This is a genomic window from Citrobacter sp. MGH 55 (assembly GCF_016906145.1).
Classification (GTDB): Bacteria; Pseudomonadota; Gammaproteobacteria; order Enterobacterales; family Enterobacteriaceae; genus Citrobacter_A; species Citrobacter_A amalonaticus.
The window spans coordinates 95,875-112,103 of record NZ_CP070239.1; the positions used below are offsets into that span (position 1 = coordinate 95,875).

At 57.2% G+C, this 16,229-nt stretch carries 12 protein-coding genes; 6 read left to right on the top strand and 6 right to left on the bottom strand.

Going from position 1 to position 16,229, the window contains the following annotated elements; all coding sequences use genetic code 11:
- Positions 1-3: 3 nt before the first annotated feature.
- The 6 genes from fhuB to hrpB form a co-directional block, all read right to left on the bottom strand.
- Positions 4-1,986, bottom strand: coding sequence for a Fe(3+)-hydroxamate ABC transporter permease FhuB (gene fhuB, locus JTI98_RS00390; protein ID WP_044328511.1), 1,983 nt, complete (start codon positions 1,984-1,986; stop codon positions 4-6).
- Complete coding sequence (gene fhuD / locus JTI98_RS00395; RefSeq protein WP_042997881.1) at positions 1,983-2,873, bottom strand: Fe(3+)-hydroxamate ABC transporter substrate-binding protein FhuD; 891 nt, start codon at positions 2,871-2,873, stop codon at positions 1,983-1,985. The genes fhuB and fhuD overlap by 4 nt, the downstream gene beginning before the upstream one ends.
- Positions 2,873-3,670, bottom strand: a complete 798-nt coding sequence (gene fhuC, locus JTI98_RS00400) for a Fe3+-hydroxamate ABC transporter ATP-binding protein FhuC (RefSeq protein ID WP_044255394.1) — start codon at positions 3,668-3,670, stop codon at positions 2,873-2,875. Before fhuC ends, fhuD begins: the two co-directional genes overlap by 1 nt.
- A gap of 47 nt (positions 3,671-3,717) precedes the next feature.
- Positions 3,718-5,970, bottom strand: coding sequence for a ferrichrome porin FhuA (gene fhuA, locus JTI98_RS00405; RefSeq protein WP_042997883.1), 2,253 nt, complete (start codon positions 5,968-5,970; stop codon positions 3,718-3,720).
- 283 nt (positions 5,971-6,253) lie between these two features.
- Positions 6,254-8,782 carry a bifunctional glycosyl transferase/transpeptidase gene (gene mrcB, locus JTI98_RS00410; protein WP_044255398.1) on the bottom strand — a complete coding sequence of 843 codons (2,529 nt, stop codon included), beginning with the start codon at positions 8,780-8,782 and terminating at the stop codon, positions 6,254-6,256.
- 124 nt (positions 8,783-8,906) lie between these two features.
- Positions 8,907-11,336 carry an ATP-dependent helicase HrpB gene (hrpB, locus tag JTI98_RS00415; protein ID WP_216081793.1) on the bottom strand — a complete coding sequence of 810 codons (2,430 nt, stop codon included), beginning with the start codon at positions 11,334-11,336 and terminating at the stop codon, positions 8,907-8,909.
- Positions 11,337-11,409: 73 nt separating this feature from the next.
- Here hrpB and thpR point away from each other — a divergent pair, with 73 nt between their 5' ends.
- The 6 genes from thpR (at position 11,410) to folK (ending at position 16,208) form a co-directional block, all read left to right on the top strand.
- The gene (thpR, locus tag JTI98_RS00420; RefSeq protein WP_058587656.1) at positions 11,410-11,940 is read left to right on the top strand and encodes an RNA 2',3'-cyclic phosphodiesterase; all 531 of its coding nucleotides are present in this window, start codon (positions 11,410-11,412) and stop codon (positions 11,938-11,940) included.
- Between the two features lie 15 nt (positions 11,941-11,955).
- Complete coding sequence (sfsA, locus tag JTI98_RS00425) at positions 11,956-12,660, top strand: DNA/RNA nuclease SfsA (RefSeq protein WP_042997887.1); 705 nt, start codon at positions 11,956-11,958, stop codon at positions 12,658-12,660.
- Between the two features lie 177 nt (positions 12,661-12,837).
- On the top strand, positions 12,838-13,293 hold the full coding sequence (gene dksA / locus JTI98_RS00430) for an RNA polymerase-binding protein DksA (RefSeq protein ID WP_003829221.1): 456 nt from the start codon (positions 12,838-12,840) through the stop codon (positions 13,291-13,293).
- Between the two features lie 64 nt (positions 13,294-13,357).
- A complete protein-coding gene (gene gluQRS, locus JTI98_RS00435) occupies positions 13,358-14,254 on the top strand; it encodes a tRNA glutamyl-Q(34) synthetase GluQRS (RefSeq protein ID WP_044255407.1) in 897 nt (298 codons plus the stop codon).
- Between the two features lie 80 nt (positions 14,255-14,334).
- Positions 14,335-15,732, top strand: coding sequence for a polynucleotide adenylyltransferase PcnB (gene pcnB, locus JTI98_RS00440; protein ID WP_205685287.1), 1,398 nt, complete (start codon positions 14,335-14,337; stop codon positions 15,730-15,732).
- Positions 15,729-16,208 carry a 2-amino-4-hydroxy-6-hydroxymethyldihydropteridine diphosphokinase gene (gene folK / locus JTI98_RS00445; protein ID WP_042997889.1) on the top strand — a complete coding sequence of 160 codons (480 nt, stop codon included), beginning with the start codon at positions 15,729-15,731 and terminating at the stop codon, positions 16,206-16,208. The genes pcnB and folK overlap by 4 nt, the downstream gene beginning before the upstream one ends.
- The last annotated feature ends 21 nt before the right edge of the window (positions 16,209-16,229 follow it).

A 16,229-nucleotide genomic window follows, 5' to 3' on the forward strand; every position in this document is an offset into this window, starting at 1 on the left:
GAATCAACGACTCTGCTTACGTAACAGATAAATAAAGTACGGCGCACCGATAAACGTCGAGAGTATCCCCGCCGGGATCTGATACGGAAACAGCACCATCCGCCCGCACCAGTCGGCAAAGATGAGCAATAATCCTCCCGCCAGCGCCGACATCACAATATGCGGCATCGTTCGACGAAAACCTAACATCCGCGCGATATGCGGCGCCATGAGCCCGACAAAACTCAGCGGGCCGATTGTCATTGTGGCCGCAGCCGTCAGACTGGCTGCCAGCAATAGCAGGCCAACCCGCGACGGTGTCAGCGCGATACCGACTGCACGGGCGGTATCACCGCCCAGCGGCAAAATCGTCAACCAGCGACGGCACAGTGGCGTGATCGCCAGCAGGATCGCCATCACCACCCCGGTATGCAGCACCTGCTGACCCGTCGCATTATAGGTCGAACCGGAGATCCAGGTCAGTACCCCGGCCATGCGCGGATCGCCGCTTGCCTGTAGCATCATCAGCAGCATGGTGAAGGCCGTGCTGAGCGCCATCCCGGCCAGCAGCATACGGTGGGGGGAGAACCCTCCCCGTCCGGCGGCAATCATAATGATCAACAGCGTGGCGGCAGCACCGAGACTCCCGGCGGGCAACAGCCAGCCAAACGCATCGCCCGGCACCAGAAACAGCATCAGCACAACGCCGAACGCCGCGCCGGAGCTGATCCCCAGCACCTCAGGACTCGCCATCGGGTTCCCGGTCAGCCGCTGGATGATACACCCCGCCACCGCCAGCATCACCCCGGCGATCATCGCCGCCAGAATGCGCGGCCAGCGCCAGGGCATCAGTTCTTCCAGTTGCACGCCGCTGGCCCAGCTCCAGCCCTGCGCGTCACGCCCCAGCGACAGCGCGACATATGCCCCGATCAACAGCAGCACGCCGCCGATCAGCGCATAACCCAGCACATGCTGACGTTCCGTCGTCACCCGGTCGCTGACGTTCATGTCCGGCGCGCTCATACTACGCAGGCGCGGTAGCAGCCACAGCAGCAGCGGTGCGCCGATCAGTGCCGTCACAGAACCGGTGGACACTTCCATCCATACGCGGGTCAGCCAGAGAATAACCTGATCGGACAGCCACAGAATCAGCGCCCCAATCAGCGGAGCCAGCATCAGGCGCGCCAGCAGACGACGCGCGCCCAGCATTTTCGCCAGCAGCGGCGCAAACAGACCGATAAAACCGATAATCCCTACCGCATTGACCAGCAGCGCGCTAAGTACAATCGCCAGCGTCAGCGCCGCCAGACGCGCCAGCGACAGCGCCAGCCCTAAGTTGCGCGCAACGCCATCATCCAGCCCCATCAGGGTTAGCGGGCGCAACAACAACAGAGTGAGCATGACGCCGCCCAGCAGTTGCGGCCACAGACGCTGCACACCGCCCCAGTCAGTTTGCGTCAACGTTCCGGTACTCCACAGGAACATGCTCTGCAACTGATCGTGGTGAAAGATGACTAACAGTTGGTTGATGGCCCCGCAGTACAGACTGACCACCAGACCGGCGAGGATCAGCGTGACGGGAGAAAGTCGTTTTCCCCAGGCGACGCCAAACACCAGCGCCCCGACAATACAGGCGCCCGCCAGAGCGGCAAACTGCCCGGCCATCACGCCCGGTATCGCCCACAATGTCGTGACCGTCATCCCTAACTGTGCGCCGGTCGCCACGCCCAGCGTGGTCGGTTCGGCCAGCGGGTTACGCAGCACCTGTTGAAAGAGCACGCCAACCAGACCCAGCCCGGCCCCAACCAGCAGGGAGATCACCAGACGAGGGAGAAGGCTGTAATGGAAAATCATCTGCTCGATGACGTCGATATCCGGTGACCACAGCGCCTGCTGCCACTGGGTACGCGGCAGCGCAACGGTGAAATTCGTCCAGGTTAACCCTACGGCGACGATAAACAACAGCGCCAGCAATAGCGCCGGGAAACGTGCAATACGTTGACTCACGCCTTGCCCCCCAGCGCATTATCCAGAATACGGACAAAATTCATGGTCGACAGTGTGGCACCATAAAACCACACGGGCGGTACGCGCTGGAAACGCCCTTCACGCACGAACGGCATCGCTTGCCAGAGCGGCGTTGCCATCAGCGTGGCCATCTCTTTGTTATTCCCATGATCAAAGCAAAGCACATCGGCATCTTTGTAGGCTGCAAGGCGATCGATTCCGACCACCGTACTGCCCCAGAAATTGGTTTCTCCCTGCCAGGCGTTGCGAATCCCGTATTCATCCAGCACGTCCTGGAACAGGCAGTTCGGGCCGAAAACCAGCATATGGCGAGGATCGAGGAGAGTGATCAACAGCAGCGGGCGTTCTCCACGCTGCACAAAGCGCGATTTCCGGCTGGCGATAAACTGGTCGTATTCCGCCAGATGTCGCTCAGCTGCAGATTCCAGATTCAGCATCTGCGCCATATCGATCAGAGATCGACGCGCCACGGCTAAGGGCTGTTTGCCATCGCTGAAGTTGAAGCCACGTCCGGGCGCAATTCGCGCCAGCGTTTCGGGAGAAGGGCCGTACCCTGTCGACCAGAACATATAGGAGGGTTTCATTTCGGTCAGCAGCTCAAGGTTCGGCTCGGTGCGTAATCCGACATCAATCACCGACGCAGGCAGCGGCGGCTCATTCACCCACAGGCGGTAGTTAGGAATATCTGCCACGCCATAGGGCGTCACGCCAAGCGCCAGCAACAGCTCAACCGGCAGCCACTCCAGCGCCACGATACGATGTGGATCGACAGCGGCCGCGCGCGCCGGTTTCATCTGCCAGAGCAGCGGGGAAAGTGCCATCGCCGTTAATAAACGACGACGTGTTATGTGGTGTAAGCCGCTCATCAATACACAAAACTCACAGGTGCAGCGCCTGCCGGATGCGGCAGGATCCCCATCGGGATGCCATAAATACGTTCCAGGGTTTCGCTACGCATTAGGTCGGCGGGCGTTCCCTGGGCAATCATTTCGCCCCCGCGCAAGGCGACTAAGTAGTCACAGTAGCGGGCAGCCATGTTGATATCATGCAGCACAGCGATCACCGTCAGGCCACGCTCCTGGCTGAGTCGATGAACCAGCGCCAGCACATCCACCTGGTGGGCAATATCCAGCGCCGAGGTGGGTTCATCGAGCAGCAGACAGCGACTGTCCTGCGCCACCAGCATCGCAATCCACGCGCGCTGACGTTCACCGCCGGAAAGACTGTCGACCAGACGATGCGCCAGGGGTTTTAACCCTACCAGCGCGATCGCCTCTTCCACTTTTTCTCTGTCCGCGACGCCAAAACGACCCAGCGCCCCGTGCCACGGATAGCGACCAATCGCCACCAGTTCACGTACGGTCATCCCTTCCGCCTGCGGCAACTGCTGCGGTAAATACGCCACCTTACGGGCAAACGCTTTGCTGTTCCAACTGTTCAGCGGTTGCGCATCGAGCAGGATATCCCCTTCTGACGGCGGCTGATGGCGACCCAACATTTTTAACAACGTGGATTTACCTGAACCATTGTGACCAATCAGGCCAGTCACTTTACCGACGGGAAAAGTTAACGACAGAGGGTGCAGAAGCGTGCGACCTGGCACGCGAAAGGAGACATCACGCAGTGCAAACGTGGTATCGGGATGATGAGTCTGTTCCTGCATAGCGGCCAACTTGTAAAGCGGGCACGCAATGCGTGCCCAAAGAAAAATTAGAAACGGAAGGTTGCGGTAGCAACGACCTGACGTTCCGCGCCCCAGAAGCAGCCATAGGTGTTAAAGCAGCTGGCGACGTATTCGCGGTCAAACAGGTTGTTGACATGCAGCGCGACGTTGGAACCTGCCATGCCAAGGCGTGCCAGATCGTACCGAACCAGCGCATCCACCAGGGTGTAGCTGCCGACTTTAAAGGAGTTAGCCGGATCGCCATAGCTGGAGCTGGTATAGCGAACGCCGGTGCCCAGAGTCAGACCGGAAAGCGGGCCGTCAAACATCGTGTAATCCCCCCACAGCGACGCCATATGTTTTGGCACCTGCGCCGGGGTGTTGCCTTTGTAGTTGGTGTCGGTGGTGTATTCCGCATCCGTATAAGTGTAGGAACCGACCACGTTAACGCTGGCAGACAGCGCCGCTTTTGCTTCCACTTCAACGCCGCGTGAACGAATCTCACCGCCTTCAACCGAGAAGAACGAACCGTTAGGATCGGCCATCAGGTTGTTGGTTTTGGTCAACTGATAGACCGCACCGGTGATCACGATCGGACGATCGTTCGGGACATATTTCACGCCCGCTTCGTACTGCTTGCCTTTAGACGGCGCAAAGATGCTGCCGTTCGCGCCCACGGTAGAAGCCGGTTCGAACGACTCGCTGTAGCTGAAATACGGAGTCACGCCGTTGTCGAACAGGTAGTTTACGCCGCCGCGCCAGGTAAACTCGTTATCATTACGCGAGTGCTGAGTATTCGCTTCACGATCCAGAGTATCCTGCTGCGCCCAGTCATAACGTCCGCCCAACGTCACCAGCACTTTATCCCACTGCATCTGATCCTGGGCGTACACGCCGGTCTGCTTCTGCTTATTCAGCACGCGATAGGCGGCGCCAGGCCCTGGATGGGATCCGAAGTCGAAATCACTGCGATCAAGGTTGTAGATGTCAGATGGCGCAACTGAACCAGCCCAGCCAAACCAGGAGTCGATGTCGTTACGCATACGCATAAAATCAACGCCGGTCAGCAGGGTGTGATCCAGAGAACCGGTCGCAAACTTGCTTTGCAGTTGGGTATCCACAGAGAAGTTCTGCAGTTTTTCGTTATCATCCACGTACTGACGGGTCAGCGTATGACCCCACTGTGACTGCGGTACGCTGGCGCAAGGGCTGGTGCTCGGGTTGCTCGAATAGAGCGGATCGGAACACATGCCGTAACCGTAGACACTGTTCTGCGACACTTTGTTTTCCGCGTAACGCAGGTTCTGACGCACGGTAAACGTATCGTTGAATTCGTGGTCGAAGCTATAACCGACCATCTTCTCATTACGAGAGTAGGTATTGTTTTTCGCGCCTTCGTTGAAGTCGGTCGACAGACGCTTACCGTTCGGCAGCGTGCTGACAGTCCCCTCTTTCGGCAACCAGCCGTAGTAACCGGTCTCAGGTTCGTTCTGGAAGTAGGACAGGAACGTGAAGTTGGTTTTGTCATCCGGACGCCAGCTAAAGGACGGCGCAATAGCATAACGCTGTTCTTCCGCCCCCTGCTGCTGCGCATTCGCCGAGCGGGCCAGACCCGTTAAGCGATAAGAGTAAACGCCGTCGTCATCCAGCGCATCGCTGAAGTCAAAACCGGTCTGGAACAGGCTGTTAGTGCCCATTTTAAACTGAACTTCTTTCAGCGGCTCGGTGGTTGGACGCTTGCTGACCATGTTCAACAAACCGCCTGGGTTGCTCTTACCGTACAGAACAGAAACCGGCCCACGCATCACTTCCGCGCGTTCCAGCATATAAGGATCAATCACCGCATCGTTGTAAAAGTTCCCCTGCATCTTCAGGCCATTCAGATAGTTATTCTGGCTTTGGCCGTCGGCAGCGAAACCGCGAATGATCAGGTAGTCATAGGTGTTAGATGCGCCACGCGTGCCCACGGCAACGCCTGGGGTATAGCTGAGCGCCTCTTTCACGGACTTCGGCTGGTGTAGCGCCATCTCTTCGGCAGTCACCACAGAAATAGACTGGGGAACTTTCTGAATCGGGGTATCCGTTTTGGTCGCGGTGGCTGACTGGCGTGCCGCGATGGTTGCCGCCGGTCCCCATGCACTTTCCTGCGGAGCAGGAGCCGCAGTGACGGTGATAGTGTCTTCTTTTTTCGGTTCAACCGCCGCCTGTGCATAGACAGACATGCCGCTAACCGCTGTGGCTACTACGACTGCAATTTTACGCAGCGAGTGTTTTGGCTGAGCAGTTTTTTGACGCGCCATTGGTATATCTCTGATGGAAAGTGAATGATAACGTAAACGAGAATTATTATTATGACGGCAGAATAATATTCGAAACGCGGCCGCGATAGCAAGCGATACGCGTCCCTACCAAAACTGAGGGGTTAAGAAATATCCAGATGAAAAGAAAGGGTTAAAAAGAAGCCGGAAATGTTTCTGTGAAGCCATTGCCGGACGGCGGCGAAAACCCCTTATCCGGCCTACCAACTCAATAACTGCATGAGCCCAGTAGGCCGGATAAGCGAAGCGCCATCCGGCACGACGGTTAGTTACCGCCAAACATATCCTTAATCCATCCCGCCACGCCATCGCTGTCTTTCTTCTCTTCCTTCGGCGGCTGTTGCTGCGGTTGCTGTGGCTGAGAAGATTGATCGAACGGGTTCCCGGTCGGCTGCTGCATCATTTCGCCCTGCTGGCAGAGCGAGTCGGGATCGGAGGTCCAGACTGGCAACGTGCGCATACCGCCACTGCAGACAAAGTTGCCGTCATAGTCGACGCCCATCTCCGCAATATCTTCCGGTGGCGTCAGCGTGAGCGGCGTTGGCGTCTGGTTAGCCAGATAGCGCTGATAAATCGACATCGCCCCGCTCGCCCCGTACAGCTTCGTCGGCTGGTTGTTATCGCGACCCACCCAGGTGATGGTCACCTGACTGCCGTCAATACCGGCAAACCAGGTGTCGACGTTGTTGTTGGTGGTCCCGGTTTTACCCGCCAGATGCAAATTCGGGTACTTCGCGCCCAGCTGACGACCAGTACCACGCTGCACCACCTGCTGCATCGTCCACAGCGTCATATAGGCGGCCTGCGCCGGAACGGCACGCTCCGCCTGCGGGAAGCTCTGATACAGCACAGTGCCGTCTTCAGCGATGACCGAACGCAGCGCGGAAAGCGGCGCACGATTACCGCCGCTGGCGATCGTCTGGAACGCCTGTGCCACTTCGATCGGCGTCAGGTTCAGTGCCCCCAGCAGCATAGCCGGAACCGGATGCAACTGCTCTTTCGGCACGCCCAGCTTCAGCCAGGTGTCGGTGACAGCCGGCAAGCCAAGCGCCATCCCCAGATTGACCGTCGGCACGTTCATAGAACGCGTCAACGCATCCACCAGCATCACTTTTCCGCTTTCGCTGTAGCGACGGTCATCGTTCTGCGGCGACCACACCTGGCCGTTTGGTTGACGCAGCGCAATCGGCGCATCGGCAATCCAGGTGTTCAGGCGATAGATTTTCGGCTGGCTCAGCGCGGTCAGATAGGTTGCCGGTTTGGCCAGTGAACCAATCGAGCGACGTGCCTGCATCGCGCGGTTATAGCCTGCAAACTGCGGCTCAGCGCCGCCGACCATAGCGCGGACTTCGCCACTGAAGCGGTCTACCACTACAATCGCCGTTTCCAGATCGCTCAGTTTGCGCTGTTTCTTCAGTTCCGGAATGCCATCAACGGCGGCTTTCTCAGCGGCATCCTGGGCGACAGAGTCAAAGGTGGTGAAGATCTTCACGCCGGAGAGATCTTTTACTTTATCACCCAGCTTCGCCTGCAACTCCTGACGCACCATCTGCATAAACGCCGGCTGTGGTGAGATCACCCCACCGCGCGGTTGCACGCCTAACGGACGCGCGCTCAGCATGTCGTACAGTTCTTGATCGATCACCTGTTGTTGTTGCAGCAGGCGCAGCACCAGGTTACGACGTTCAAGCGCCAGTTTCGGGTTGCGCCAGGGGTTGTAGATTGAGGCCCCTTTCACCATCCCTACCAGCAGCGCCTGCTGATCAAGGCTCAGTTCCTCTACCGGACGACCAAAGTAGTACAGGCTCGCCAGCGGGAAGCCACGGATCTCATTATCACCGCTCTGACCGAGATACACCTCGTTCATATACAGCTCAAGAATACGATCTTTGCTGTAGCGCGCATCCATCAGCAGCGCCATATAGGCTTCGTTAGCCTTACGCCAGTACGAACGTTCGCTGGAGAGGAACAGGTTTTTCACCAGTTGTTGGGTCAGGGTACTTGCCCCCTGTACCGTGCGTCCGGCGGTCAGGTTTGCCAGCACGGCGCGACCGATGGAGTACAGACTCACCCCGTCATGTTCATAGAAATGACGGTCTTCCGTCGCCAGCAGCGTATCCACCAGCAGATCCGGGAAGCCGCTACGCGGGACAAACAGACGCTGTTCACCGTTTGGCGACGACAGCATGGTAATCAAACGCGGATCGAGACGGAAGAAACCGAACTGGCGGTTGTTGTCCATGTTGACAATGGTATCCAGGCGGCCGCCATCGAACGTCAGACGCGCGCGCACCTGACCCTCCTTGCTGTCCGGGAAATCAAACGGACGGCGGATCATCTCAATACTGTTCGCCTGCACGGTAAACTCGCCAGGACGCGTCATTTTGCTGACCTGACGGTACTGGGTGGCTTCCAGCAGTTTAACCATTTCGTTTTTGCTGACCGACATTTCCGGCTCAAGGTTGACCATCCGGCCATATACCGCCGCCGGCAACTGCCAGACCTTGCCATCGATACGGCTACGGATTTTTTGATCCAGATAGACGCCGTAAATGGCAAGCAGTACCGCAAAAACAATCGCAATTTTCAGCAGCAGCCACAACCAGCCGCGCTTACCACGAGGCTTACGCCCTTTGCCTTTACCTTTACGCGGCATCGGTTCTTCATCCTCATAGTCATCATCATATTCGTCGTCGTACTCATCATCTCTGAGTTGGCGACGGCTCACCTTTTGTTTCACCGGACGCGTGGGTTTCCCTTTGCGTCCAATTGGCTCGCGGTCATTCCCGGCCATGCTTTTTCTCCGCAACATTCAGGCGCAAAGGCCTGATTCTCTGTTCTTCCGTCAGAAGACAGAAGAAGAAATCTCTCAATTTTACTGCTCTTTTGCCGGATGCGGCATAAACGCCTTATCCGGCCTACGAATACTTTTTGGTTCGCCGCGTCGGCGCCGTATTCGCCGGATCGTCCGGCCAGACATGTTTGGGGTAGCGCCCTTTCATCTCTTTTTGCACGTCGCGATACGACCCTTGCCAGAACGCGGCCAAATCCTGAGTAATCTGCAACGGTCGCTGCGCGGGGGATAAGAGCTCCAGCACCAGTGGCACGCGGCCCTCCGCAATAGTCGGCGTTTTGGCCTCGCCAAACATCTCCTGCATTCTGACCGCCAGCGCCGGCGGGTTATCTTCGTGATAACGAATGGCTATCCGACTTCCCGTCGGCACAGTGTAATGTGTGGGTAACGAACTCACCAGACGTTGCTGCAGGGAATAATCCAGTAATCCGCTCAATGCCTGGTGAACATCCAACGATTTCAGGCCGCGCAGCGAATGCACGCCGCTCATATGCGGCAGCAGCCAGTTCTCCAGCGTGGCCAGCAATGTCCTGTCGTCCACCGCAGGCCAGTCATACTCCGGCAGCCATTTCGCCGCACAATGCAAACGTAACCGCAGTTGTTCTGCCGCAGGCGTCCAGTTGAGCACGCTCAGGCCTTTATCGCGGATACCGTTAAGCATCGCCAGATGCAACTCGTCTTCAGACGGTTTTGCCAGCGGCTGGACTTTAACCGTCAGTTCGCCTATCCGCATTCTACGCCAGGCTTTCAGCGTCCCCTGCGCCTCATCCCACTCAATGGTATCAGACTGCTGTAGCAGTTCAGGACAACGCGAGATAAGCGCGTCGATATCGAGCGGCAGCGCCAGCAGGATCCGCGCATCCGGCGACGCGCTCCCCTGCAGCAACAGAGGCGCAATCAACCATTCGTGCCGCCCCAGCGCATCATCGACATCCAGCGCCGCGCCCATACCGTTCGCCAGTTGATAACGCCCGTCCTGGCTGCGTCGACGCGCGATGCGATCGGCAAAGGCCTGGGCCAGCAGTGGGGCGATGCGCGACGCATCCGCTTCGCCGTTACGAACATTCAGACGTTTGAGAAGTTGCTGACTGCGCTGCTGCCAGGCAGGCTGATGGCGGGAAAACGCCACTCCCAGATCGGTATTGCCCATCCGCGGCGGCTCCTCAAGAATGGCTGCCAGCTTTGCTGCCGTAGCTGCATCGTCGGGCGTGGCAGCACTGACTAGCATCGCAGCCAGGCGCGGATCGTTACCCAACGCCGCCATTTTTTGCCCTATCGCACTGAGCTGCTCGCCATCCAGCGCGCCCAGCATGTGCAGTAATCGTTTCGCCGCCTGTACGTTGACGGCGGGCGGCAGATCCAGCCAGGTAAGTTGCGCGGGAGCGCGACATCCCCACTGCAACAACTCCATCAGCAAACCGGAGAGATCGCTGTGCAACATCTCAGGTTCCCCCTGCGCTGCCGCGCGTTCCGCCTGTTCTTTCGCCAGCAGATGCAGACAAATCCCCGGCTCCAGACGCCCGGCACGCCCGGCGCGCTGGGTCATTGAGGCCAGGCTAATGCGCTGAGTAATAAGCCGGGTCAACCCGGTTCGCGCATCAAACCGCGCCACCCGCTCCTGCGCGCAATCCACTACCAGTCGAATCCCCTCAATGGTCAGACTGGTTTCCGCAATATTGGTTGCCAACACAACTTTGCGCATCCCGTCCGGGGCCGGCAAAATCGCTTTGCGCTGATCGTTGAGCGACAGCGCGCCATACAGCGGACACAGCAGCACATCGCTGCCGACTCGCGTACTTAATTGCTCCTGTACGCGCAAAATCTCTCCGACACCAGGTAAAAACAGCAGCAGCGAGCCGGGCTCTTTGCGCAGCAGCTCGGCGCAGGCGACCGCCACGGCTTCGTCGAAACGCAATTGCGACGCCAGCGGTTGATAACGCCGCTCAACGGGAAAGGCGCGCCCTTCGGAAACGATCACCGGCGCATCCGGCAGGCACTGTTGCAGGCGATCGTTATCCAGCGTAGCGGACATGATCAGTAGTTTGAGATCGTCGCGCAGCCCTTGCTGCACATCCAGCAGCAGCGCCAGCGCGAGATCCGCCTGCAAACTGCGTTCGTGAAATTCATCGAGGATCACCAGCCCAACGCCACTGAGTTCCGGATCACGCTGGATCATACGCGTCAGAACCCCTTCGGTAACCACCTCAAGCCGTGTTGCTGGCCCGACGCAGGATTGTGCCCGCATCCGGTAACCGACCGTCTCACCGGGCTTTTCATTGAGCAGTTCCGCAAGCCTTTGCGCCACGTTTCGTGCCGCCAGACGACGCGGTTCCAGCAGGATAATCCGCCCTTCGAACCCTTTATGTGCCAGAAACTGTAGCGGCAACCAGGTTGACTTACCGGCACCCGTCGGCGCGCTCAGCAGAACCTGCGGCGCAGAATCCAGGGCGGTAAGCAATTCAGGCAGTACAGCGGCAACAGGTAACGACGTCACAAATGGCTCCAGAGGGTTAACATTCTTCGCGCCGCATTGTAGCATCGCGTTAATTCATAACCGAGTACCTAAGATGTCTGAGCCGAAACGGCTGTTTTTTGCCCTCGAACTCCCCACCACCGTGCGCGAAGAGATAATACAGTGGCGAGCGGCGCATTTCCCCCCTGAAGCGGGGCGACCGGTCGCGGCCGAAAATCTGCATTTAACGCTGGCGTTTTTAGGCGATGTGAGCGCAGACAAACAACAGGCGCTGATCGCCCTTGCCGGGCGCATTCGCCAGCCCGGTTTTACGCTCAATCTCGATGATGCCGGGCAGTGGTTACGCTCTCGTGTGGTCTGGCTGGGGACGCGTCAGTCCCCACGTGGGCTGCTGCAACTGGCCAATATGCTGCGAGCCCAGGCGGCGCGCAGCGGTTGTTATCAGAGTCCGCAGCCGTTTCACCCTCACGTCACGCTACTGCGCGATGCAAGCCATGCGGTGGCGATCCCGCCGCCGGGCTTTTTCTGGTCCTTTCCGGTGACAGAATTTGCCCTCTATGCCTCGACCTTTGCACGCGGTCGCACGCGTTATACGGAACTTCAGCGCTGGACGCTCACTGACTAATTAAGGAAATGCGCGATGCAATTTACTCCTTCTCTCCAGCGCGCGACGCTGGTTCAGCGGTATAAACGCTTTTTAGCCGATGTGATCACACCTGACGGGACTGAACTCACGCTACACTGCCCTAACACCGGGGCGATGACCGGGTGTGCAACGCCCGGTGATACGGTCTGGTATTCGACGTCGGAGAATAGTAAACGCAAATATCCGCACACCTGGGAATTAACGCAAACCCAGACGGGCGCGTTAATTTGTGTGAATACGTTATGGGCTAACAGGCTGACGAAAGAGGCCATTGAACAGGGGCGAGTTTCAGAACTTTCAGGTTATTCCACGCTGAGAAGCGAAGTAAAATACGGCGCCGAACGGAGCCGCATTGATTTTATGTTACAGGCAGATTCGCGGCCTGACTGCTATATTGAAGTGAAATCGGTAACGTTAGCGGAAAAGGATTTTGGTTATTTTCCCGATGCCATCACTGAACGAGGTCAGAAACATCTTCGGGAACTGATGAGCGTAGCGGCTGAGGGCAAACGCGCAGTGATTTTCTTTGCCGTCCTGCACTCCGCCATTACACGGTTTTCACCCGCGCGCCATATTGACGCGAAATATGCGCAACTATTGTTCGAAGCACAGCGTAAGGGGGTAGAAATTCTGGTTTATAAAGCGGAACTTTCTGCCGATAGTATGACTCTGATAGAGCCATTAACTGTCACTTTATAGTGTTGTAAACAATTGGTTATTTAGTATTCTGGTCGCGTGCGCAAATACGCTTTTCCTCACAGGGTTGTCAAGTGTTACGTTTAGTTAATTGCTATCCGGAAAAGCATCTGCTATTTATAGCGACCTGATTTTTCCCCCGAACATGGGGATCGATAGTGCGTGTTAAGGAGAAGCAACATGCAAGAAGGGCAAAACCGTAAAACATCGTCCCTGAGTATTCTCGCCATCGCTGGGGTGGAGCCGTACCAGGAGAAACCGGGCGAAGAGTATATGAACGAAGCCCAGCTGTCGCACTTCAGGCGTATTCTTGAAGCATGGCGTAATCAACTTAGGGATGAAGTCGATCGCACCGTTACTCATATGCAGGATGAAGCTGCCAACTTCCCGGACCCGGTAGACCGTGCCGCACAGGAAGAAGAGTTCAGCCTCGAACTGCGTAACCGTGACCGTGAGCGCAAACTGATCAAAAAGATCGAGAAAACGCTGAAAAAGGTTGAAGACGAAGATTTCGGCTACTGCGAATCCTGCGGTGTGGAAATTGGTATTCGTCGCCTGGAAGCGCGTCCAACAGCCGATCTGTGCATCGACTGCAAAACGCTGGCTGAAATTCGCGAAAAACAGATGGCGGGCTAAGGCCTGGCGTTTGAAACGTTTACAACAGGCGGGGCTTTCCCCGCCTGTTCATTTTTACACAAAGATGACTGACTCACACTACATTGGCCGATTCGCTCCATCGCCTTCCGGTGAACTGCATTTTGGCTCCCTCATTGCTGCGCTGGGCAGCTACTTACAGGCTCGCGCCCGTCAGGGAGTATGGCGAGTACGTATAGAAGATATTGATCCCCCTCGTGAAGTTCCCGGTGCCGCTGACACTATTCTGCGTCAACTGGAACATTACGGCCTGCACTGGGATGGCGACATTTTATGGCAGTCACAACGCCATGACGCCTACCGCGAAGCGCTCGCCTGGTTATACGACCGGGGGCTGAGCTACTACTGCACCTGTACCCGTGCGCGGATCCAGAGCATTGGCGGAATTTATGATGGTCATTGCCGTGAGTTACACCACGGGCCGGAACAGGCGGCGGTGCGGATTAAACAGCGGCATCCTGTCACCCGTTTTCACGATCGGCTGCGCGGAGACATTCAGGCTGACGAACGACTGGCGAGAGAGGATTTTATTATCCATCGCCGTGATGGACTGTTCGCCTATAACCTGGCGGTGGTGGTGGATGACCATTTTCAGGGAGTCAGCGAAATCGTGCGCGGCGCCGATTTGATCGAACCGACGGTGCGACAAATTTCACTGTACCAGCAGTTCGGCTGGACGCCTCCCGACTATATTCATCTACCGCTGGCGCTCAATGAACAAGGCGCTAAACTTTCCAAACAGAATCATGCCCCTGCCTTGCCGCACGGCGATCCACGCCCTGTTCTAATCGACGCGCTACGCTTTCTCGGGCAACAGAGCGATTTGCCGTGGCAGGAGATGTTCGTCGATGAGATCCTGGCATCCGCCGTGGCAAACTGGACGCTTTCGACGATACCTGAATCGGCGATTGTAAATCCGGCATTCTCAAATACGTCGTGCTGAGCTATGATTAGCCGCTATTTTTACACAGCCAACGATTTGAACTGAATTCTGAATATTGTTTGACACTACCGAGGTGCACTATTTTTACCCGAGTCGCTAATTTTTGCCGCAAGGTGCTAAGCCGCGAGGAGAGCGAGGCCGAAATTGCCGTCGCCCGTCCGCGTATGACGGTCATCCCGCGCGAGCAGCACGCTATTTCACGCAAAGATATCAGTGAAAATGCCCTGAAGGTAATGTACAGGCTGAATAAAGCGGGATATGAAGCCTGGCTGGTTGGCGGTGGCGTCCGCGACCTTCTGCTCGGCAAAAAACCGAAAGATTTTGACGTCACAACCAATGCGACGCCGGACCAGGTGCGCAAGCTGTTCCGCAATTGCCGTCTTGTTGGCCGCCGTTTCCGTCTGGCGCACGTCATGTTTGGCCCTGAGATTATTGAAGTCGCCACCTTTCGAGGTCACCACGAAGGCAGCGAAAGCGACCGCACCACGTCCCAGCGCGGACAAAACGGCATGCTGCTGCGCGACAACATTTTCGGCTCCATCGAAGAAGACGCCCAGCGCCGTGATTTCACCATTAACAGCCTTTATTACAGCGTCGCCGATTTCACCGTTCGCGACTATGTCGGCGGCATGCAGGATCTGGAAGATGGCGTGATTCGCCTGATCGGCAATCCGGAAACCCGCTATCGCGAAGATCCGGTGCGGATGCTGCGCGCCGTGCGTTTCGCAGCCAAGCTCGATATGAAGATCAGCCCGGAAACGGCAGAGCCGATCCCGCGCCTGGCCACACTACTCAACGATATCCCGCCTGCGCGTCTGTTTGAAGAGGCGCTGAAGCTGCTACAGGCGGGCTACGGCTATGAAACTTATAAAAAGCTGCGCGAATACAGCCTGTTCCAGCCATTGTTCCCGACCATTACGCGCTATTTCACCGAGAATGGTGACAGCGCAATGGAACGTATCATCGCGCAGGTACTGAAAAATACCGATAACCGCATTCATAACGATATGCGCGTTAACCCGGCCTTCCTGTTTGCCGCGATGTTCTGGTATCCGCTGCTGGAAATGGCGCAGAAAATCGCCCAGGAAAGCGGTCTGGCCTACTATGACGCGTTTGCGCTGGCAATGAATGAAGTGCTCGATGAAGCCTGCCGTTCGCTGGCAATCCCGAAACGCCTCACGTCGCTGACCCGCGATATCTGGCAGCTACAGCTGCGCATGTCTCGTCGTCAGGGTAAACGCGCGTGGAAGCTGATGGAGCATCCGAAATTCCGCGCCGCATATGATTTACTCGCTCTGCGTGCTGAAGTGGAAAACAATGCCGAACTGCAGCGTCTGGCGCAGTGGTGGGGAGAATTCCAGGTTTCTGCGCCACCCGAGCAGAAAGGCATGCTGAACGAGCTGGATGAAGATCCATCGCCGCGCCGTCGTCACCGTCGTCCGCGCAAGCGTGCGCCGCGTCGTGAAGGAACGGCATGACCCTCGTTTATATCGCACTGGGCAGTAATCTGGCCTCTCCTCTGGAGCAGGTCAATGCTGCCGTCAACGCGATAGGCGAGATCCCCGAAAGCCAGATTGTCGCCATCTCTTCTTTTTATCGAACCCCGCCGCTGGGCCCGCAGGATCAGCCCGATTACCTGAACGCCGCCGTGGCGCTGGAAACAACGCTCGAACCAGAAGCCCTGCTCGACCACACCCAGCGCATCGAACTCCAGCAGGGCCGGGTACGCAAGGCCGAACGCTGGGGACCGCGCACGTTAGACCTGGATATCATGCTGTTTGGCGATCGCGTCATCAACAGCGAACGCCTGACCGTGCCGCATTACGATATGAAAAATCGCGGTTTTATGCTCTGGCCGCTGTTCGAAATCGCCCCTGACCTGCACTTCCCTGACGGTACCTCACTGCAACAGAGACTCACTCATCTTGGTGCAGAAAAACCCGCACACTGGTAATGGCCCTCACCTCATTTCCTG